The following is a 19,071-nucleotide window of genomic DNA, read 5'->3' as shown; positions in this document are numbered from 1 at the left end:
AAATGGGCGCACAATCGGCCCATGCGGCTGATTGCGCCGATGTTGGCCACCCCGGGTGAACCTCCGGAGCAAATGGACGGTGGCTGGGCGGCGGAAATGAAGTACGACGGGTGCCGCGTCGTGGCTGCGGTCGGCGGCGGCGAGCCGCCGGTGTTGTGGACCCGCAACCCCAACGTCGTCACCTCCTCGTACCCAGAGGTGGCCGAGGCGTTGACCGAAGCATTCGGCGGTCGCGGCCGGATCGTGTTCGACGGCGAGATCGTGGCCCTCTCCCAGGGTCGGCTGTCGTTCGCGCGCTTGCAGAAGCGGATGAACACCCTGCGCCCGACTACGGCCCTGCGACGGCAGGTGCCGGTCACCTACCTTCCGTTCGACGTTCTGTCTGCCGACGGTTCCGATTTGATGGCGACGCGGTATCTGGAGCGCCGTGCCGCTCCCACCGACCTCGGTCACGAGTTACGCGGGCTCGGCGTGCCCGTGCAGATCTTGCCGCATTGGGTAGGAGTGGACGGTGCCGTCATTCTGGGGGCCGCCAGGAATTCCGGGATGGAGGGCGCGGTTTTCAATCGGGTGGGGTCGCCCTATCTACCGGGTCAGCGCGGAGACCTCGATCCGGGGTCGGTCACACGGGATTCGCTGTGACGGAACGTATCCGATCAAAGGGAAGCCGCTGTCGCCTTCCCCGGTGACAGCGGCTTCGTTTCCTTTTCGGGAACGCTTGGCACTGTAGGTCTTACCCGGCCAGCGGGACGGTGACGCCATATCGCCTCTCGGCAAGTGGTCGCTCGCAGCGACTTTTCTGGTGTGGTACCCGGGGTATGTGCGCCACCGTCAGCCTGTTCAACAGCGGACCATCGGGTGGTATTCCGAGGCGGTGTGTCCGCCGGCTGTGCGTGGTGTTTGCGCGGGTCGCACCAGTGGTCAGTGGGCGTCCTCGAGAGTGATCGGCTTCAGCAGGTCTTCACCGTTGTTGCGGACGTTGTTGACGGCCTTGGACACCGGGTAGGTCTCGAGGCTGCCCGGTGCCGGCGGTGCCATCAAGGATCGGGCGTGGTCGACGTCGGTGTTGGTCGGGTCGAGCCAGTCCGCCCAGTTCTCCGGGGCGACGCTCATCGGCATCCGATCGTGGATATGTCCCACATCGTCGGTCGAGTTGGTTGTGATCACGCAAAATGTGATCAGCCAGGCGTCCGGATCGTTGTCGGGGACGTCGGGGTTGCGCCAGAAGTCGAAGATGCCGGCCAACGGGAGAATGTCGCTCTCGGCCGGGTGGATGTAGTACGGCTGCTTGAGGGGTTTTCCGTACTTGCCGACCTCGTCGGTCGGGAACCACTCGTAGAACCCGGACACCGGGACGATCCCGCGCCGCGACTTGAAACACTGCCTGTACGCGGGCTTTTCGTGCACGGTCTCGGCGCGGGCGTTGATCATGCGTGAGCCGATCTTCGGATCTTTGGCCCAGAACGGTGTCAGGCCCCATTTGAGGTTGCGGAGCTGTCGTTGGGGTTGCTCGTCGTCGGTGTCTTTCGGTACCCGCGCGATCACAACCGGGGAGGTCTTCGTGGGCGCCACGTTGTAGTCCGGCGCCATCTCCGGGTCGGCCCGTTCAGGGGCGACCTCGAAGGTATCGAGCAGCGTTCCCCGGCTCGTCGTCGAGGCGTAACGACCACACATACCGATAGCCTGCCACGATCGACCACCGCGACGGGGAAGGCGCTGCGCATGTTCAGTGGGCGTCGTGGAAAGCCTGCTCGATCTCGGTGGGGATACGTCCACGAGAGGACAGTTCGTAGCCCTGCTCGAGTGCCCAGGCGCGGATCTTCGTCGTTTCGCCCGACGGCCGTCTCTCGGCAGTGGGGTTGACCGGTCGGTCCGAGCGGTGCTTGCGGCCGCCGACGCGGGTGGAGTGCGCGATGTAGTACTCGAAGGTCTCTCGGAGTTCCTTCGCGTGCTCGTCCTTCAGGTCGATCACGTACTCGACGCCGTCGACTGCATAGTGGATGCTCTCGCCGTCCTCACCGAAGGTGGTGCCGTCGATGTCGTCGACCATCTCAACTACAACCTTGCGTGCCACAGATGTCACTCCTCAGCTCTCCAGTACGGACCAGATAACAGTACTGGCAGTATCAGTAATTTCGTGAGGTCCAGCGGGGACTGTGGGTACCCGTGGGACTACGAGAGCTGTGGCAGCTCGATCAGGTGACGCGAAAGTTCGACACTTCACCGCTTCACCTCTCCGCTTTCACGCGCGGCGTTGCGCAGCGGCGACGTCGCGTGGTGGATCTCGGGATAGGCCGAGGGTGCGGTAGCGGTGTGCTCGTCCTCCGATGACGTCGCTCCGCAGGCGCACGATCCGCTGCGGGGCTGGAAGTCGTGCAATTGGGCCTGGAGGGCGGCGCCGGCCCGTTGGACACGGGATTTCATGCCGAACAACGAGATTCCCGCCTCGCCGGACCCCCGGGATCCTGTCCGTCAGCGGAAGATCGTCCACACCGCGGCGGCGGCGAGTGCCACCACGACCACGCACATCACGACCGTGAGGAAGTGTTCGTTGTCCGCGAGGAGTTGCTGCATGACGGAGTGTGCGGTTTCGGCGCCGGTCGGAGCGAATCCACGAGCACCGATAACGGGATCGCGGACACGCGCAACCCGGCGCCGATCGATGCGCACCGGGCCCCAACGGGTGAGGAGGCTAGTGCGCCTTGGCCGTCCCCTTCCTGCGTGCGGTTGTGTCCGGTCGTGCTTCCTGTGCGGATTGGTCGCGGGACTCCCCCGCCGAATCACTGGGTGTCGTGACCCGACGTTTGCGCAGTCTGTGCGGCTTCGCCTGTTGTTCTTCTTCGACCGCGGGAGACGAACGTCCGTCCTCGTCTTTTCCGTGCTCCGATATCTCGTCGACGGTGGAATCCTCGGGGTCCCGCGGGTGGGCGTGCCCGCGCCGACCGATCCTCTTCACCCCCGCGACCAGATGTCCGCCGCCGGCCACGACGTGCGCGCCGCCCGACCGGAGGCGGTCGCTGAACGAATCGACGTGTCCACTGCTGGCCTCAGCCGTGGCGGCCGCCGTGTCGAGTAGCTCGTCCCGAACCGAATCGCCCAGTTCCCCAATCTCCGGAGACGAGGCCAGAAACTCGGATCCCTGTACGAGCAGATCCTCAGGCCCCTTGGGGGACCGCCCGCCCGCACCAGCGATCTTCACGGCCATCCTCAACTGGTGTGTGCGCCCCAGTAGATATCCGGCGCCGACCGCTGCGGCGACCTCAACTTTGGTTTTGGTCTTTCCTATTTTCATCATCGAACCCACCTGCTGTGTGTCGTCGCCACGCACTGCGTCGGGCGTCGGGAGCATGTGGAACATGGCGCGCCGGTGCGCGCGAGGCGTATACCGTGACTACCCCGTGTGCCCGGTCCCTAATCGCACGTGGCGGGCGCTCCGGTGCGCTGCCCGAGCGTGAGGCGGACTTATCCCGTTGACTACGCGAAGCTCATGCCGGCCGGATCCCGACCAGACGGCGCACCGCCGCGAGTCCCGCGGGCGTTCCTGGCCAGTGCTTGTCGACTGCCGCCGGTCCCGCGCGGAGGAGTACGGGCTGATCACTCCCCTCCGTACCGGCGCGGGCACCCGCCGGTACGGCGACCACGAACTGGCCCGGCTCGAACGCGTCGCCGAACTCATCGATGCCGGAGTCAACGTCGTCGGCATCGGCCGCGTCCTCGACCGCGAACACCGGACCGGCGAACTCGAACGCGACAACCGGCGCCTGGACGGAAGCCGGCGACCAGTGATCTCGAGTTGAACTTGCCGCAGGTGAGGTGATGGGGCGGATCGGCGTCGGCTGCCCGACCAGGGACAGCGATGCGCAAACGCAGCCTGAGACCCGATCTTGTGTCACCGTTCGCAGTCCGCTCAGATCGGTCGACGGCGCACCCGATAGCGCAGGTGAAGCACCCGGTTGCCCTGAATCACCTCGTCGGGATCCTCCAATAGGTGCTGTGCGTGGACCGACCCGAAGTAGCGCTTGCCGGACCCGAACACGACGGGTACGACGTCCATGCGCACCTCGTCGATCAGGCCTGCGGCAAGCACCTGGCCACCGACGTCGCCGGCGGCGACCTCGACGATGCGGTCACCCGCGAGCTCCTGCGCCTTGGCCACGGCTGCCTCGATGCCGTCGACGAAGTGGAACGGCGCCTCGGGGTCCCAGCCCTCGGGCTTCGGCCGGTGCGTCACGACGACCACGTGGTCGATCCCGCTCGGAGGCTTTCCGTCCCAGCCGTCCGTCAGGTCGAAGACGTGGCGGCCGACGAGTGTCGCCCCGATCTGGTCCCAGTACGACCGGGTGTAGTCGTAGGACGTCTGCGACACCTTCAGCTCGCCGCTTTCGTCCAACGGGACGTCACCGCTGGACAACCAGTCGAACAGCGGTCCGGGCTGGTCGTGCTCGTCCGCGATGAAGCCGTCCACCGACACCGAGCTGTACATGACCACCTTGCCCATGGGGCTCTCCTCTACGTTGGGGTGCCCCAAATTTAGCGTGTCGCGTGCGGATTCCCGCCGGCATCGCGTTCGCGGATCCGCCTGCGGCTCAAGGACAGCAGTCCTCAGCGGTGAGTTTCGCCGACCCAGGAAGGATGTCTTCCACTGGTGTCGCACACCCAGGTCCGGGAATCGTCACTGTCGAGGTTGACGGTGTCGGTGAGCCAGTAGGTGTCGTCGGGCGCCCATCCCGCGATGACACTCGCGGTGTCGGTGTCGGTGTCGGTGTCGACGGCGATCGCGGTGCCCGCCGCGGCGAGATATCCCGCCACGGTGAGGTGTACGCCCTCGTACCGTTCGGAGAGCCGCGGCCAGTCGGGAATGACCCATCGTCCAGATCGTCCGGTGGTGCGGTACCAATCGTGTCGTTTCTGCGCGGTGACCTCGACGGGAAACTGTCTGCACAGTTCTGCCCACGCTTGCGCACCGTCGACCTCGTACACGCGAGCGCCGGCGGGGATGTTCATTCGTCGCGTGATGGCGCGCTCCCATCCCATGCTGTCCTCGACGAACCACAAACCGGCCGGGGTCCGGTCGAACAGCCGCCGGGACGAACACCGTGTGGGTGGAGTCGACCACCACCAGCCGGACCAGTTCGCCGACGGATCCGCCGGACGATCCCGTTCTGCTCGCACTTCCTCCGCGGCAGTCCGATCACGGTAGTCACGCAACAGTTCTGTGGTAGTCGAGTCAACGAGATCCGTATCGTCCTCACTCCAGCCCACCGACCACTGATCGGTCGCAGCGGGCGTCGTCCACCACTGCGCGTGCGGGGATCGTGCGATGTGCTCGGCGACCCGTCGAAGCTCACGGCGCACCGACTCGGTATCGACGAGGATGTCTTCACCGTCCGGGTCCTGCCAGTAGCGCGCCGCGTCCACCGCGTCGGCGAGGGCCGAACGGAGTGCAACCGCTGTCACCTCGGGAAGCGGCACCTGGGACAGGCGATGCGCCACATCGTCTGCAGTGAGGACGGTCCGCCGAGCCTCTTCAGCGCCGGGCCCGAACAGCACGCGTGCGCCTTCGCGACCGGACTCGAGGTGATACGACGCCAGAAATACGGCGTGATCGAACGAGTCACTGCGGAACTCGGAGTGCAGAGTTCGTTCGGCGTCCCTCGCGTAGGCGAGCAGCATCCGACGCCCACGTGGGCCGGCCAACAAGGATTCTGCTGTAGTCATGTGCTGACCACCCTAGAGTCCCCGAGCCGACGCGCCTCCAATATGTTCTGACCACGGGCCGTGGGCCACTGCGGCTGCGAGGAAGCCGGCCGAACAGGCCGCCGTCTGGGCGGCAGGATGCGCGCAGGCGCGGGTGTTATCGGGTCTACCTGCCAAAGCGGAAACTCGCCTGGCACGCCTGGCCGAGAAGTGCGATGCCTTCTTCGATGGACCGCAGGGGGATCGCGCCGTAGCCGATGCGGAAGTGGTTGCGGGGCGGGACCGGCTGCGTGAAGAAGATGTCGCCCCGTTCGATGAGCACACCGCGGGCTTCCGCCTCGCGCACGAGTACCCGGCAGTCGAGGTTCTCCGGGCCGGTCATCCACAAGCTGACGCCACCGGGCGGATACGGCTCCTGCGGCCACGGAAGGTACTTGTCGACGGCCGCACACAGCCGCTCCCATTTGTGTTTCATCTGGGTGCGGTGGTGGCGCAGCGCGCGGTGGTACTCCCCGCTGTCGATGAGCATGGCCAGGGCCCGTTGCTGGTGACCCGGTGGATGACGGAGCACGTACCGCCGGGCCTTCCGCAGTTCGCGCACCAGATCCGCGGGCCCGACGAGGTAGCCCAGACGCAGGCCCGGGGCCAGGAACTTCGAGAACGTGCCGAGATAGACGGCGTCGCCGCTGGAATCGAGCGCTTTCAGCGCCGGGCTGGGGCTGCCGTGGTAGCGGAACTCGCTGTCGTAGTCGTCCTCCACGATCACGGTGCCGGACTCCGCGGCGAGTTGCAGCAGACGCTGACGACGGTCGATGCCGAGCGTCGCGTTGGTCGGATGGTGATGGCTCGGTGTCAGATACATCAGATCTGTGCCGCGCAGCGTCTCCGGCGGGCGCAGGCCGTGGTCGTCGACGTCGATGCCGTACACCTGGGCGCCGGTGCGCAGGAAGATGTGTCGAGCATCGAGATAGCCGGGGTTTTCGATGGCAACCCGATCCTCGGGTCCGAGCAGCACCCGGCCGACGAGGTCCAGCCCCTGCTGGGAACCGACCGTCACCAGAACTTCGTCCGCACTCGCCTCGATGCCGCGCGAGGGCAGCAGATGCTGGCGGATCATGTCGATCAGCATGGGGTCGTCCGCACCGACGCTGTCCTGGAGGCTCGCGTAGGCGTGGGGTTGATACAGCGCGTCGCGGAGACAACGCACCCACGCGCGGGCGGGGAAACTGCGGATGTCGATCTGCCCGGCCAGGAACGGGTACGGATAGCTGTGCCAGTCGACGTTCTTCTCGATGTGCGGGACGTCGGCGTCGGGGTAACGCCGGATGCGGGACGACCAGTCGATGCGCGGAATGGTCGCGCGGGCGTCCGTTGCGAGCGTCTCGATCATGTCGGGATTGACGAACATGCCCGAGCGCTGGTGGCTTTGAACGAGTCCCTCGGCGATCAGTTCCTGATACGCCAGGTTGATCGTGTTCCGGGAGATCGCGAGATCGACCGCGAGTTCACGCGAACTCGGAAGGCGGTGTCGTGGATCGAACAGCCCGTTGGCGATGCCGTGTTCGATCGCCCGTCGAACCTGGCGGTAGAGCGGTTCGGCGGAATTGCGGTCGACCTCGATCAGTGTTCTCGGCACGCATCGCCTCCTGTGGATCCAAGAGTGGCCAGAGGTAGGCCGACCCGGCACGCCGAGAAGTTCTCGAACGAGCACTTCTCAGTATGCCGGGCCGGCGGCGAAATCAAACCAGGTTGAGCGCGTCGTCGACGCTGACCGACTCGATCCCGAGTGCCTCACCGACGGCATCGTTCGTCAGGCGCCCGGCGACGGTGCTGACACCGGCGCGGAGTGCGGCATTCTCCCTGGCCGCGCGGGCGAGGCCCTTCTCGGCGATCTGCAGGGTGTACGGCAAGGTCACGTTGGTGAGTGCGTACGTGGACGTGTGGGGCACCGCTCCCGGCATGTTCGCCACGCAGTAGAACACCGAGTCGTGAACCTTGAACGTGGGCTCCGCGTGGGTGGTGGGACGCGAATCCTCGAAGCAACCACCCTGGTCGATCGCGATGTCGACGAGAACGCTGCCCGGCTTCATCCGCGAGACCAGCGAGTTCGAGATGATCTTCGGTGCCTTGGCGCCCGGGACGAGCACGGCACCGATGACGAGGTCGGCCTGCATGACCTCCTGCTCGATCGAGTAGGCGTTCGCGGCGAGGGTGCGGATCCGGCCCTGGTACATCCGGTCGGCGGCGCGCAGCTTGTCGACGTTCTTGTCGAACAGGACCACGTCGGCCCAGGTGCCTGCGGCGACGGCGACGGCATTCATGCCCGATACACCCGCACCGATCACGACGACGCGAGCCGGCAACACACCGGACACGCCGCCGATCAGTACGCCTCGGCCACCCTCCGGTCGCATGAGTGCCTGCGCGCCGACGAGCGGTGCGAGCCGGCCGGCGACCTCACTCATCGGGAACAGCAGGGGCAGGGAACCGTCGGGAAGCTGAACGGTCTCGTACGCAACGGAATTGGTACCGGCGGCGAGCAGTGCCCGGGTGCACTCTTCACCCGCAGCGAGGTGCAGGTAGGTGAACAACGTGAGGTCCGAACGCATCCGGTGGTATTCCTCGGCGATGGGCTCCTTGACCTTGAGCAGCAGTTCCGCGCTCTGCCACACCGCGTCGGCGGAGTCGAGGATCTTCGCGCCGGCGGCACCGTAGGCGTCGTCACCGATCGACGAGCCCTCCCCCGCACCGCGTTCCACGAACACGTCGTGCCCGTGGGCGACCATTTCGTGGACACCGGCGGGAGTGGCCGCCACCCGGTACTCGTGGTTCTTGACTTCCTTGGGGATACCGATCCTCATCTGAGACCTCCGTTAGCTGGGGCTGTTCGCCGCTCCGACCACACGTCGTGGTGCCCGAGCGATTCGATACCGAAGTCTGGATCACTCTGGCATGGGACCAGAAGGACCAGTTGAGCGCCGTCTACGGGGACCAGACTGGACCCATCGAATACCGCTCTTCTGGCCCTGACCTGCGGTCTGCCCCGTCGGTATGTTGTGGATCACAGCCATTCGACAACGAAGGAGATGGTCGTGGACGTCACCGAATTGCGAGCACGGGCCCGCCGGCACCTCGGACCTCATTTCACCCGTAAGGACACCTGGGAAAGCGACTTTCCGGTGTTCGTTCGTGGCGAGGGAAGCTATCTGATCGACACCGAGGGGGACCGTTTCCTCGACGGTCTGGCAGGCCTGTTCTGCGTGAACATCGGTCACGGCCGCGACGACATCGCCAAGGCGGCGAGCGAGCAGATCGGAACGCTGGCGTACGCCTCCAACTGGGGCAGCGCCCACATTCCCGCGATCGAGGCGTCCGCGCTCATCGCCGACCTGGCGCCCGGCGATCTCGGGACGACCTTCTTCGTCAACTCGGGATCCGAGGCCGTGGAGACGGCCGTCAAGTTCGCCCGGCAGTACCACCGCAGCCAGGGCAACCCGCAGCGAACCAAGATCATCAGCCGCGAGATGGCCTACCATGGAACCACTCTCGGCGCGCTCTCGGTAACTCAGCTGCCCAAGATCAAAGACCCGTTCGGACCGCTGCTGCCCGGGGTCCGCTCCGTGCCCAACACCCTCGGTTACCTCGGCGACTGCGGCCCGGCGAACGAGCTCGACTGCATCGCCGCGATCGAAGCCGTCATCGAGGAAGAGGGTGCCGACACCATCGCCGCCGTGTTCGCCGAGCCGGTTCAGAACGGGCGCGGCGCCCTGGTTCCGCCGGACGGGTACTGGCCTGCGCTGCGCGCGCTGTGCGACAAGCACGGGATCCTGCTGGTCTCCGACGAGGTGATCTGCTCGTTCGGCCGCCTCGGACACTGGTTCGGGCACGGGCTCACCGGTGTGGTGCCCGACATGATCACGTTCGCGAAGGGCTCCACGTCCGGATATGCCCCGCTCGGCGGCCTGATCGTGCGTGAGCAGCTGGTTCGCGAGCTCTACGACTCGCCCAAGGGCGGCGTGTTCACACACGGCGCGACGTGGGGCGGACACCCGGTGTCGACGGCGGTGGCGGTCGCGAACATCACCGCGATGCGCGACGAGAACGTGCTGGGCAACGTCACCGCGCGCGGCCCGAAGTTGCGGTCGGCACTCGACTCGCTGATGAGCGCGCACCGCTGCGTCAAGGACGTGCGCGGCACCGGATTCTTCTACGCGATCGAATTGATGGCCGACAGCGACAGCGGCCGCGAGTTCACCGAGCAGGAGTCGCTGACAGTGTTGCGCAGGGTGCTGCCGGAGGCGTTCGCCCGCACCAAGGTGATTCTCCGCGGCGACGACCGTGGGGCCACGATGCTGATGATCTCGCCGCCCCTCGTGGCCGACGACGAGGTGCTCTCGGAACTGCTCCACGGCATCGACAGCATGCTCACCGACATCGAAAAGGCAATCCAGCCGTAGGGAACGATACGTTCCCCGAGTTCCAGCGGGTGGCGGTCGTCGAGATCGACGACCGCCACCCTTCTTCGTAGTGATGGGAGAGCGAGGCCATGGCCCCGGGCGTCACCGCTGTACCACCCACCGACGCTGCACGACTGAATGATTCGTCGCTGATCGACCACTGGGTCGCGACCCTGCGTGGGGAGGGCCGCGTCGTCGGTCTGGCGGACGGAGAAGACGAGCGCGCGATCCGTGCGGCCCACCATCTGCACCACAAATGTGTCGTCTCCCCGCGGCTGTTCGGGCGGCGGGACGCCATCCGGCGCATCGCCGAGGCCGCGGGTATCCCGCTGGCCGAGGAACTCGTCGTCGACCTCGACGAGGCGGCCGCCGACCCCGCGATCTGTGACGCCGTCGAATCGGGATTCGCCAGGTACCCCGACCGGATCGAGTCGGCGCTGTCCGACCCGGTGTGCCTTGCCGCGGGGGCACTGCGCGCCGGAGTGGTCGACGCCTGCGTCGCGGGTGCGAGCAGGCCGACGTCCGATGTGCTGCGGGCCGGGCTGCGCATCGTCGGTCTCGCGCCGGGTTCGAGCATCCTGTCGAGCTCGTTTCTGATGTTGCTGTCGGACGGAAGGCAGTTGACGTTCTCCGACTGCGCCGTCGTACCCGACCCCACGGTCGAGGAACTGGTCGACATCGCGCTGGCCGCCAGCGCCACCCACTTCCAGCTCACCGAGCAGATTCCGATCGCGGCGATGCTGTCGTTCAGCACCCAGGGCAGCGCCAGCCACCCGCGGGTGGAGAAGGTCCGCGAGGCCGCGGAGCTGGTGCGCGTCCGGGACCCGCAGTTGCATGTGGACGGTGACCTGCAATTCGATGCCGCGCTGGTCGCCGAGATCGGCGCGTCCAAGGCGCCCGGTTCACGGGTCGCCGGCCGGGCGAACGTGTTGGTCTTCCCCAATCTCGATGCCGGCAACATCGGGTACAAAATTGCTCAGCGGCTCGGCGGTGCAATAGCCTTGGGTCCCATCCTGCAAGGGTTGGCCGCACCGTGGAACGACCTGTCCCGAGGGTGCACCGGCAGCGACATCGAACTGATGGCTCTGGTGAGCGCAGTCCAATCTTTGGCCACCTGAACATCAGACCTGCACGGGAACGTGCCACCGGATCGGGAAGGGAGTCGCGATGACGATGCTCCTCATCGGTGCCCTGTGCATCGGCATCGCGTCGGTCATCGGCGGCGCCACCGGGTTCGGGACGGCACTGATCGCGACGCCGGTGATGCTGATGGTTGGATTCGCCGTTCCCGAAGTGGTATTCGTCAATCTGGTGGCGGGCCTGATCACGCGGATCGGCGCCGCGTACCAGTTGCGGGAACACATCACGTGGGGACGGGTGGCGCTGCTCGGTGGTGGCAGTCTGCCCGGCGCCTGGCTGGGCGCGGTCACCCTCGGTCTGCTGCCGGAGCAGTATCTGAAGCCCGCAGCGGGAGTTGTGGTGATGCTGTGCGGGCTCGCGATGGCGTTCCCCAACCGGGCGGAAGTCACGCGTGCGCCGTCCACGACTGCGCACCTCCTCACCGGTTCCGTGGGTGGCTACCTCGGAACGACGACATCGCTCAACGGACCGCCACCGGTCCTGTTGTTGATGCGCGCGCGGTTGCCACCGATGGCTTTCATCGCCGATCTCGCAGGCTATTTCATCGTCGCGAACGTGATGGCGCTCGCTGTCCTGTGGATACACGACGAAATCACGGAATCGATGTTCTGGCCGCGACTCCCGGTCTTCGTCGCCGCCGCGCTGATCGGCAACGTCACCGGGCTCGCGATCGCCCGACGACTCCCGCCGGGGGTGTTCCGTTCCGCGGTCATCGTACTGGTGATCGCCGCCGGTGCGGCGACCTGCATTCTCGGGTGACAGCCGCTCACGGCTCGGCACCGACCCGGCGGACCAGACGCACCAGTTCGCCTGCGGGACCGTCGAGCTGACGCGCGCCCCGCCACACGGCGCGCAGCACCCTGTCGAGCTCGAGACCGTCGACGTCGATCACTTTCAGCTCTCCGGCGCCGACCTGCTCCGCCACCGCCAGGGTGCTCATCACCGCGGGACCGACCCCGGCCAGCACGCTGGTGCGAATCGCGGCGGCGCTGCCCAGCTCGAGAAGCGGTGCCGCCCGGTCGTATTCCTGCAATGCCACGTCAAGGGTGGTTCGCGTGCCGGATCCCGGCTCGCGGACCAGGAGCGGTGTCAGCGCCAACTCGGCGACGGTCAGCGCCTTCCGCCGCCGGGCCCACGGGTGGGTGGGATGAACGACGACGACCAGGCGGTCACGCGCCACCGTGAGACTCTTCAACGGTCGTGGTACCGTCGGCGATTCGACGAACCCGACGTCGCAGATCCTGCTGTTGATCCGCTCGAACACCTGAGTCGAGTTGTGCACCTGCAGGTGAATGGTCACGTCGGAGTGCAAACGGCGAAACTGCCCCAGCCACCCCGGCATCAGGTGTTCCGCGACAGTCATGCTGGCACCCACCGTCAACTCGGCGGCGCGTTCCGCGCGCAGTCCCTCGGCCACGTCGAGCAGCCGGCGAGTGTCGGAGAGCACCCGGCGTGCCCAGTGCGCGATCACGGTACCTTGCGGTGTCAGTATCGAGCCCGTCGGGCTGCGCTGCAACAGCGTCATGCCGAACTGGCGCTCGAGTTGCTTGATGGCGCGACTCGCATTCGGCTGCGCCATTCCGGCGATTCTGGCGGCAGCGCTGAGGCTTCCGTGGTCGTCGACGCCCACGAGCAACTCGAGAACGGGGAACTCGGGCCATCTGCGGGACATGCATCGAGTATATGACCCCGGCGCAAGACATATCACGATGATATGTGTTCATGTCGAGATGACGGCTACCGGAGACGGCCACCGTGACGGACCGTGGATCCATGAGTAGTCAACTGAGCGAGAAGTCCGAGGAACAGCGCGTCGAGAGCCCGGCAACGCTGCCGCGACTGCAGACCGCCACGGCCACTCTCCTGCCGGGTCTGGCGCTGTGCGCCGTCGCCACCGCCGTCGCCATGGGTGTCGGCCGGTTCCTTCCGACGGTGAGCCCGCTGCTCATCGCCATCGTGCTCGGCGCCGTTCTGTCGAACGTCGTGCATCTGCCCGAACGCCTGCGCCCGGGACTGCAGTTCTCTGCCAAGAAACTGTTGCGGGTGGGCATCGCCCTCCTCGGACTCCAATTGATGCTGAGCGACATCCTCGGACTGGGCTGGGGCGTCATCGTCGTGGTCGTCTCGATCGTCTGTCTCGGCATCGTGGGAACGATGTTCGCGGGCAAGCTGCTCGGCCTCAGCTGGACCCAGCGACTGCTCATCGCCTGCGGATTCTCGATCTGCGGCGCGGCAGCGGTGGCGGCGGTGGACGGTGTCGTCGACGCCGACGAGGAAGAGGTGATCACCGCGGTCGCGCTCGTCGTCATCTTCGGCACGCTCATGATCCCCGCGATTCCGCTGCTGTCGCGGGCGCTGGGACTCTCCGACACCGACGCCGGCCTGTGGGCGGGCGGCTCCATCCACGAGGTCGCGCAGGTCGTCGCCGCGGGCGGGGCGATCGGTGGTGCCGCTTTGGGCGTGGCCGCGGTGGTCAAACTCGCCCGCGTCCTCATGCTCGCCCCGGTCATGGCCGTCCTCAGCGTGCGCCAGCGCAGGCTCGCCGGCACCGACGCCGATGTGAAGCGGCCGCCGCTCGTCCCGCTCTTCGTCCTCGCCTTCCTCGCCTGCGTCGGCCTGCGGTCGTCCGGCCTGCTGCCCACGGGCCTGCTCGCCGAGGCCAAGATCGTGCAGACCGCCCTCCTCACCGCCGCGATGTTCGCCCTCGGCGCCGGTGTCCAGATCGCGACGATCAAGAAGGTCGGCGCACGACCCTTCGTGCTCGCAGGCATCTCCACCGTCTGGGTCGCGTCGATCGCCCTGGTCGGGGTACTGCTCGCGGGGTGATGCCGCTACCCACCCCGTCGCCCCCACTTCCCCCCGTCGCCCCCGTCGCGACGAACGGGACGCTCGTTGCGTCAGATCGAACGAGCGTCCCGTTCGTTCGCCGGGGGCCGTCGTTCAGGAACCAAATTTTGATCAAGGCTTTCATTATTTTGTGATCCGGGTTACTGTGACCACCATCAATCAAACCTTTGATTAGTTAGGTGGATCGCATGAGCCCCACAAGCTTCGCTTCGTCGGCCGACCTCGGTGAAAAGGAGCAGACCCTCGAGGTCCTCGCCGACGGCGTGTACGCCCTCACCGCCGAGGGGGATCCGAACATCGGCGCCATCGAGGGCGAGGACTTCGTCGTCTGCTTCGAGGCGCTCGCCACCCCGGTGGCCGCGCAGGACTGGTTGCGCAAGTTGCGCGAGCACACCGACAAGCCGGTCCGGTACCTGGTGCTCTCGCACTACCACGCCGTCCGCGTGCTCGGTGCGTCCGCGTTCGACGCCGAGACCATCGTCTCGCACGAGACCACCCGTGCCCTCATCGAGGAGCGTGGAAAGGAAGACTGGGCAAGCGAATTCGGACGCATGCCGCGGTTGGCCAAGTCCGCCGACTCGGTGCCCGGACTGACGTGGCCCACCCTGACGTTCGCCGACAAACTCACCATCGACCTCGGCGGCGGACGCGGCGACCTCGTGCTCCAGCACTTCGGCCGCGGACACACCGAGGGCGACATCACCGCGTGGCTGCCGAAGCAGAAGATCCTCTTCGCCGGCGACCTCGTGGAGGCGCAGGCCGCGCTCTACACCGGCGACGCGTTCCATCGCGACTGGTCCACCGGCACCCTCGATGCGATCAAGGCGCTCGGCGCGGAGGTCCTGATCGGCGGGCGCGGCGCCGTCTCCCACGGGCGGGACGCCGTCGACGCCGCGATCGAGCAGACCCGCCACTTCATCGAGGTCATGCTGGCCGAGGTCGGGGAGGTGCAGCAGCGCGGCGGCACCCTGAAGGAGGCGTTCGAAGCCACCCACGCCGCACTGAACGAGCAGTACGGGCACTGGCCGATCTTCGAACACTGCCTCCCGTTCGACGTCTCCCGCGTGTGGGACGAACTGTCGGGCATCGAACGGCCCGTCATCTGGACCGCCGAGCGTGACCGCGAGGTCTGGGACCAGTTGCAGGGCTGACGTCCGTCACCGTTTCACAGGGCTGACATCCGTCACCGTTTCACACTGACAAGGCGAGGATCATGGGAAGACGACACACCCGCGGCGGCACGGTCACCGTCGTGGGCAACGGCCCGGTGGGGCAGACGACGGCGTTGCTGTTGGCGCGCTGGGGAATACCGGTGACTTTGCTCGACGCGCGGGCCGAGCGTGACCCGATCGGATCGAAAGCCATCTGCCAGCAGCGGGACGTCCTCGAGGTGTGGGACGCGATCGGCGTCGGCAGGCAGCTGGCCGACGAGGGCGTGACGTGGGGGTGCGCACGCACCTTCCACCGCGACCACGAACTGTTCGCGCAGACGTTCGTCGACCGCGGCATCTCGTCGTTCCCGCCGTTCGTCAACATCTCCCAGGCGCGAACCGAGGAACTGCTCGACGAGCGGATCGCGGCCACGTCGTCGATCGACGTTCGGTGGGGATACGAGGCCACGTCCGTGGATCAGGACGAGACCGGCGTGACCATCACCTGCCGCACCGGCTCCGGGGAGGAGGCCGTCACCTCGGACTACGCGGTGGTGGCCGTGGGGTCGCGGGGCAGCGCGATCCGGCGGCAGCTGGGCGTCACGTTCGACGGTCGTTCGTTCGACGACAAGTTCCTGATCTGCGACATCGCCGCCGACATTCCGGGCTGGGCCGACGAGCGCCGCTTCTACTTCGACCCGGAGTGGAACCCGGGCAGGCAGGTGCTCATCCACCCGTGCCCGGACTCGACGTTCCGCATCGACTGGCAGGTGCCCGGCGAGTACGACCTCGAGGCCGAGGAGAAGTCGGGTGCGCTGGACGCGCGGATCCGGAAGATCATCGGCGACACCGACTACCGGATCGTGTGGAAATCGGTGTACCGCTTCCACTCCCGGGTCGCGAACCGGATGCGCGTCGACCGGGTGCTACTCGCCGGCGACGCCGCGCACATCGTGTCGCCGTTCGGGGCGCGCGGCCTGAATTCCGGTGTCGCCGACGCCGAGAACGCGGCGTGGAAGCTCGCATTCGTCCTGCGCGGCTGGGCCGACGAGTCGCTGCTCGAGACGTATCACACCGAGCGGCACGCGGCGGCCGTCGAGAACATCGCGGTCACCACGGCGACGATGGATTTCCTCGTCCCGCAGTCCGAGGACCAGCACCGGCACCGGTGCGACGTGCTCACTGCGGCGGTCACCGACCCGCACGCACGGGCACACGTCGACAGCGGTCGTCTCGCCGAGCCGTTCTGGTACATCGAATCACCCTTGACCACAACCGATCCGGAACGACCCTTCGCCGGGCGCCCCGAGCGTGGCTGCACCCCGGCCGCCGCGCCGGGAATCCTCGTGCCCGACACCCCGGTGACGCTGCGCGGCGGTGCCGGCAGCCGGCTCCGCGACATCGCCCGGCACGGCATCCTGCTTCTCGCGGGGGACGGCGTGGACGTCGACGCGATCCGCAGCGCGGCACTCGCAGCGGTGCACACGCCGATCCGCCTCGTCCGGCTGTCGGAGATCGACGGAACCGGCGTCCTCACCGCCGCCTTGGACGCGAAGCCCGGCGAGGTGTGGGTCATCCGCCCCGACGCCTACATCGCGGCGGTCACCGACACGGTCGACGGGCTGGTGTCCGCGCTGCACCGAATCACCGAACCCGTCGTCACCGTGATCACTTCCGTGCCAGCCGTTCCGGATCCAGATCGAGTCGGCGCAGCAGCTGGGCGTTGAGGGCGACGACGATGGTGGAGACGGACATCAGGATCGCGGCGGCCGCGGGTGAGATCGCGACCCCGGCGAACGCGAGGACCCCGGCGGCCAGGGGGACGGCGATGACGTTGTATCCGGTGGCCCACACCAGGTTCTGCCACATCTTGCGGTAGCTCGCCTGCGACAGATCGATGATCGAGAGGACGGCGCGGGGGTCGTCGGCGGCGAGGACGACACCGGCCGATTCGATGGCGACATCCGTGCCGGCGCCGATCGCGACGCCCACGTCGGCGCGGGCGAGTGCGGGCGCGTCGTTGACACCGTCGCCGACCATCGCCACCCGGTGACCGCGGGCCTGGAGTGCGGCGACCTCGGCGTCCTTGTTCTCCGGCAGCACGTCGGCGAACGCTTCGTCGATGCCGAGATCGGCGGCGACGGCGTCGGCCACCTGACGGGCGTCTCCGGTGATCATCGCGACCTTCACACCCCGCTCGTGCAGGGCGTCGATCGCCTGCCGAGACTCCTCGCGGACGGCGTCCTCGAGCGCCACCGCGCCGAGCACCCGCCCGTCGCGGACCACGTGGAGGACGGAGGCGCCGCGTTCGACCCACCGTGTCGTCTGCGCCGCAACGTCACCGGGGACCGTGACGTTCAGTTCGGTGAGCATCGCCGGTCCGCCGACGGCCACTTCCACGCCTCCGACGTTCGCGCGCACCCCGCGTCCGGGCAGTGACCGGAAGTCGGACGCGGTGCGCCGCTCGTCCGCGGGCACGTTCGCGGCCGCCTCGGCGACGATGGCCCGCGCGACGGGGTGCTCGCTGTCGGCCTCCACGGCGCCGGCGATCGCGAGCAGTTCGGTCTCGGTGACACCCGCGGTGGTGACCACCCCGGTGACGGCGTGCCTGCCCTGGGTCAGGGTGCCGGTCTTGTCGAACAGGACGACGTCGACGTTGCGCATGCGTTCGAGGGCCAACCGGTCCTTCACCAGGACACCGGCCTTCGCGGCGCGTTCGGTGGAAATGGCGATCACGAGGGGTATCGCCAGGCCGAGCGCGTGCGGGCAGGCGATCACCAGAACGGTGACGGTCCGCACCACGGCCTCGTCCACGTTGCCGAGCAGCGACCACACCACGAACGTGAGAAGCCCTGCGATCGAGGCGAAGTAGAACAGGAACGCCGCGGCGCGGTCGGCGAGGGCCTGGGCCCGGGACGAGGACGACTGCGCGTCGGCGACCAGTCGTTGGATGCCGGCGAGGGCGGTGTCCTCCCCCACCGCGCCCACCTGGATCCGCAGCGCGCTGTCGGTGGCGACGGTGCCGGCGACCACGGTGTCGCCGACCGACCGTGGGACGGGATTGGATTCGCCGGTGATCATCGATTCGTCGACCTCCGCGCGGCCGTCCTCGACGGTGCCGTCGGCCGGGATGCGGCCACCGGCCCGCACCAGCACGAGGTCGCCGGTGGCGAGTTCGGAGACGGACACCTCGGTGACGCCGTCGTCGGTGACCCTGTCGGCGGTGTCCGGCAGCAGCGCGGCGAGCGCGTCGAGGGCGCCGGACGCCGACCCCAGCGCCCGCATCTCCAGCCAGTGTCCGAGGAGCATGATGACGATGAGAAGCGCCAGCTCCCACCAGAAGTCGAGGTTGAACCCGCCGATCTGCAGGGTCGTCACCCACGACGCGAGGAATGCGACCGTGATCGCCATGCCGATCAGCAGCATCATGCCAGGCCGCCGCGACTTCAGCTCACCCCATGCGCCGGTGAGGAACGGGGCGCCGCCGTAGAAGAAGATCGCGGTGCCGACCACCGGCGGAATCCACGACGCACCCGGGAAGTCGGGGACGGGGTAGCCGAGGAGGTCGGCGAACATGTGGCTGAACACCACCACCGGCACCGACAGCGCGAGACTGATCCAGAATTTCTGCCGGAACACCTCACCGTGCGCGCCGTGACCGGCATGCCGATCCGCGTGCTCACCGTGTGCGTCGTGCCCGGTGTCCCGGACCTGTTCCACTTCCTGCTGCTGATGATCGTGAGACATGCCCGCTCCCTCGGAAGCTGCTCTCGTGGTCC

At 67.4% G+C, this 19,071-nt stretch carries 17 protein-coding genes and 2 pseudogenes; 8 read left to right on the top strand and 11 right to left on the bottom strand.

The window, feature by feature from the left end:
- Positions 1-21 precede the first annotated feature (21 nt).
- Positions 22-600, top strand: a pseudogene (locus ACLIVD_RS36465) (ATP-dependent DNA ligase); the annotation flags it as partial.
- A 321-nt stretch (positions 601-921) separates the two neighbouring features.
- Here the strand turns inward: ACLIVD_RS36465 and ACLIVD_RS36460 are convergent.
- The 5 genes from ACLIVD_RS36460 to ACLIVD_RS36440 all read right to left on the bottom strand — a co-directional run bounded on the left by ACLIVD_RS36460 (position 922) and on the right by ACLIVD_RS36440 (position 3,295).
- Positions 922-1,674 carry an SOS response-associated peptidase gene (locus ACLIVD_RS36460; RefSeq protein WP_491931668.1) on the bottom strand — a complete coding sequence of 251 codons (753 nt, stop codon included), beginning with the start codon at positions 1,672-1,674 and terminating at the stop codon, positions 922-924.
- A 52-nt stretch (positions 1,675-1,726) separates the two neighbouring features.
- The gene (locus ACLIVD_RS36455; RefSeq protein ID WP_280779219.1) at positions 1,727-2,074 is read right to left on the bottom strand and encodes a histone-like nucleoid-structuring protein Lsr2; all 348 of its coding nucleotides are present in this window, start codon (positions 2,072-2,074) and stop codon (positions 1,727-1,729) included.
- A 146-nt stretch (positions 2,075-2,220) separates the two neighbouring features.
- Positions 2,221-2,424, bottom strand: a complete 204-nt coding sequence (locus ACLIVD_RS36450; RefSeq protein WP_491931667.1) for a hypothetical protein — start codon at positions 2,422-2,424, stop codon at positions 2,221-2,223.
- 48 nt (positions 2,425-2,472) lie between these two features.
- Positions 2,473-2,670 (bottom strand): hypothetical protein, encoded by a 198-nt coding sequence (locus ACLIVD_RS36445; protein WP_491931666.1) that lies wholly within the window; start codon positions 2,668-2,670, stop codon positions 2,473-2,475.
- A 22-nt stretch (positions 2,671-2,692) separates the two neighbouring features.
- Entirely contained in the window at positions 2,693-3,295 is a 603-nt protein-coding gene (locus tag ACLIVD_RS36440) for a hypothetical protein (RefSeq protein ID WP_491931665.1), read from the bottom strand.
- 283 nt (positions 3,296-3,578) lie between these two features.
- On the opposite strand from ACLIVD_RS36440, the pseudogene ACLIVD_RS36435 reads away from it, so the two are divergent.
- Positions 3,579-3,764 (top strand): annotated as a pseudogene (locus tag ACLIVD_RS36435) (MerR family transcriptional regulator); the annotation flags it as partial.
- 143 nt (positions 3,765-3,907) lie between these two features.
- Here ACLIVD_RS36435 and ACLIVD_RS36430 read toward each other — a convergent pair.
- The 4 genes from ACLIVD_RS36430 to ald form a co-directional block, all read right to left on the bottom strand.
- Positions 3,908-4,498: a dihydrofolate reductase family protein gene (locus tag ACLIVD_RS36430; RefSeq protein ID WP_491931664.1), complete on the bottom strand. Its 591-nt coding sequence runs from the start codon at positions 4,496-4,498 to the stop codon at positions 3,908-3,910.
- 104 nt (positions 4,499-4,602) lie between these two features.
- Entirely contained in the window at positions 4,603-5,718 is a 1,116-nt protein-coding gene (locus ACLIVD_RS36425; RefSeq protein WP_491931663.1) for a hypothetical protein, read from the bottom strand.
- A gap of 145 nt (positions 5,719-5,863) precedes the next feature.
- Complete coding sequence (pdxR, locus tag ACLIVD_RS36420; RefSeq protein WP_317571041.1) at positions 5,864-7,333, bottom strand: MocR-like pyridoxine biosynthesis transcription factor PdxR; 1,470 nt, start codon at positions 7,331-7,333, stop codon at positions 5,864-5,866.
- A gap of 103 nt (positions 7,334-7,436) precedes the next feature.
- Entirely contained in the window at positions 7,437-8,558 is a 1,122-nt protein-coding gene (gene ald, locus ACLIVD_RS36415; protein WP_005249214.1) for an alanine dehydrogenase, read from the bottom strand.
- A 225-nt stretch (positions 8,559-8,783) separates the two neighbouring features.
- On the opposite strand from ald, the gene ACLIVD_RS36410 reads away from it, so the two are divergent.
- The 3 genes from ACLIVD_RS36410 (at position 8,784) to ACLIVD_RS36400 (ending at position 12,053) form a co-directional block, all read left to right on the top strand.
- The gene (locus ACLIVD_RS36410) at positions 8,784-10,154 is read left to right on the top strand and encodes an aspartate aminotransferase family protein (RefSeq protein ID WP_491931662.1); all 1,371 of its coding nucleotides are present in this window, start codon (positions 8,784-8,786) and stop codon (positions 10,152-10,154) included.
- An 89-nt stretch (positions 10,155-10,243) separates the two neighbouring features.
- Positions 10,244-11,272 (top strand): phosphotransacetylase, encoded by a 1,029-nt coding sequence (locus ACLIVD_RS36405; protein ID WP_280779229.1) that lies wholly within the window; start codon positions 10,244-10,246, stop codon positions 11,270-11,272.
- Between the two features lie 49 nt (positions 11,273-11,321).
- Entirely contained in the window at positions 11,322-12,053 is a 732-nt protein-coding gene (locus ACLIVD_RS36400) for a sulfite exporter TauE/SafE family protein (RefSeq protein WP_491931661.1), read from the top strand.
- Between the two features lie 7 nt (positions 12,054-12,060).
- On the opposite strand, the gene ACLIVD_RS36395 is transcribed toward ACLIVD_RS36400, so the two are convergent.
- Positions 12,061-12,966: a LysR family transcriptional regulator gene (locus ACLIVD_RS36395; RefSeq protein ID WP_477950576.1), complete on the bottom strand. Its 906-nt coding sequence runs from the start codon at positions 12,964-12,966 to the stop codon at positions 12,061-12,063.
- A gap of 101 nt (positions 12,967-13,067) precedes the next feature.
- On the opposite strand from ACLIVD_RS36395, the gene ACLIVD_RS36390 reads away from it, so the two are divergent.
- The 3 genes from ACLIVD_RS36390 to ACLIVD_RS36380 all read left to right on the top strand — a co-directional run bounded on the left by ACLIVD_RS36390 (position 13,068) and on the right by ACLIVD_RS36380 (position 17,019).
- Positions 13,068-14,120: a YeiH family protein gene (locus ACLIVD_RS36390; protein ID WP_005561845.1), complete on the top strand. Its 1,053-nt coding sequence runs from the start codon at positions 13,068-13,070 to the stop codon at positions 14,118-14,120.
- Between the two features lie 209 nt (positions 14,121-14,329).
- Complete coding sequence (locus tag ACLIVD_RS36385; protein ID WP_491931660.1) at positions 14,330-15,292, top strand: MBL fold metallo-hydrolase; 963 nt, start codon at positions 14,330-14,332, stop codon at positions 15,290-15,292.
- 62 nt (positions 15,293-15,354) lie between these two features.
- Positions 15,355-17,019: an FAD-dependent monooxygenase gene (locus ACLIVD_RS36380; protein WP_491931659.1), complete on the top strand. Its 1,665-nt coding sequence runs from the start codon at positions 15,355-15,357 to the stop codon at positions 17,017-17,019.
- Here the strand turns inward: ACLIVD_RS36380 and ACLIVD_RS36375 are convergent.
- Complete coding sequence (locus ACLIVD_RS36375) at positions 16,961-19,039, bottom strand: heavy metal translocating P-type ATPase (protein WP_491931657.1); 2,079 nt, start codon at positions 19,037-19,039, stop codon at positions 16,961-16,963. The two genes, ACLIVD_RS36380 and ACLIVD_RS36375, sit on opposite strands and share 59 nt — an antisense overlap.
- Between the last annotated feature and the right edge of the window lie 32 nt (positions 19,040-19,071).

The sequence above is a fragment of the Rhodococcus sp. G6(2025) genome (assembly GCF_058628105.1).
This window is presented reverse-complemented; position numbering and strand designations above follow the sequence as displayed.

Excerpts from the sequence above, each read along its gene's own strand:
- ACLIVD_RS36460 (WP_491931668.1), bottom strand. The coding sequence starts at position 1,674 with ATGTGTGGTCGTTACGCCTCGACGACGAGCCGGGGAACGCTGCTCGAT.
- ACLIVD_RS36450 (WP_491931667.1), bottom strand. The coding sequence starts at position 2,424 with ATGAAATCCCGTGTCCAACGGGCCGGCGCCGCCCTCCAGGCCCAATTG.
- ACLIVD_RS36440 (WP_491931665.1), bottom strand. The coding sequence starts at position 3,295 with ATGATGAAAATAGGAAAGACCAAAACCAAAGTTGAGGTCGCCGCAGCG.
- ACLIVD_RS36430 (WP_491931664.1), bottom strand. The coding sequence starts at position 4,498 with ATGGGCAAGGTGGTCATGTACAGCTCGGTGTCGGTGGACGGCTTCATC.
- ACLIVD_RS36425 (WP_491931663.1), bottom strand. The coding sequence starts at position 5,718 with ATGACTACAGCAGAATCCTTGTTGGCCGGCCCACGTGGGCGTCGGATG.
- ald (WP_005249214.1), bottom strand. The coding sequence starts at position 8,558 with ATGAGGATCGGTATCCCCAAGGAAGTCAAGAACCACGAGTACCGGGTG.
- ACLIVD_RS36410 (WP_491931662.1), top strand. The coding sequence starts at position 8,784 with ATGGTCGTGGACGTCACCGAATTGCGAGCACGGGCCCGCCGGCACCTC.
- ACLIVD_RS36405 (WP_280779229.1), top strand. The coding sequence starts at position 10,244 with ATGGCCCCGGGCGTCACCGCTGTACCACCCACCGACGCTGCACGACTG.
- ACLIVD_RS36400 (WP_491931661.1), top strand. The coding sequence starts at position 11,322 with ATGACGATGCTCCTCATCGGTGCCCTGTGCATCGGCATCGCGTCGGTC.
- ACLIVD_RS36395 (WP_477950576.1), bottom strand. The coding sequence starts at position 12,966 with ATGTCCCGCAGATGGCCCGAGTTCCCCGTTCTCGAGTTGCTCGTGGGC.
- ACLIVD_RS36390 (WP_005561845.1), top strand. The coding sequence starts at position 13,068 with ATGAGTAGTCAACTGAGCGAGAAGTCCGAGGAACAGCGCGTCGAGAGC.
- ACLIVD_RS36385 (WP_491931660.1), top strand. The coding sequence starts at position 14,330 with ATGAGCCCCACAAGCTTCGCTTCGTCGGCCGACCTCGGTGAAAAGGAG.
- ACLIVD_RS36380 (WP_491931659.1), top strand. The coding sequence starts at position 15,355 with ATGGGAAGACGACACACCCGCGGCGGCACGGTCACCGTCGTGGGCAAC.
- ACLIVD_RS36375 (WP_491931657.1), bottom strand. The coding sequence starts at position 19,039 with ATGTCTCACGATCATCAGCAGCAGGAAGTGGAACAGGTCCGGGACACC.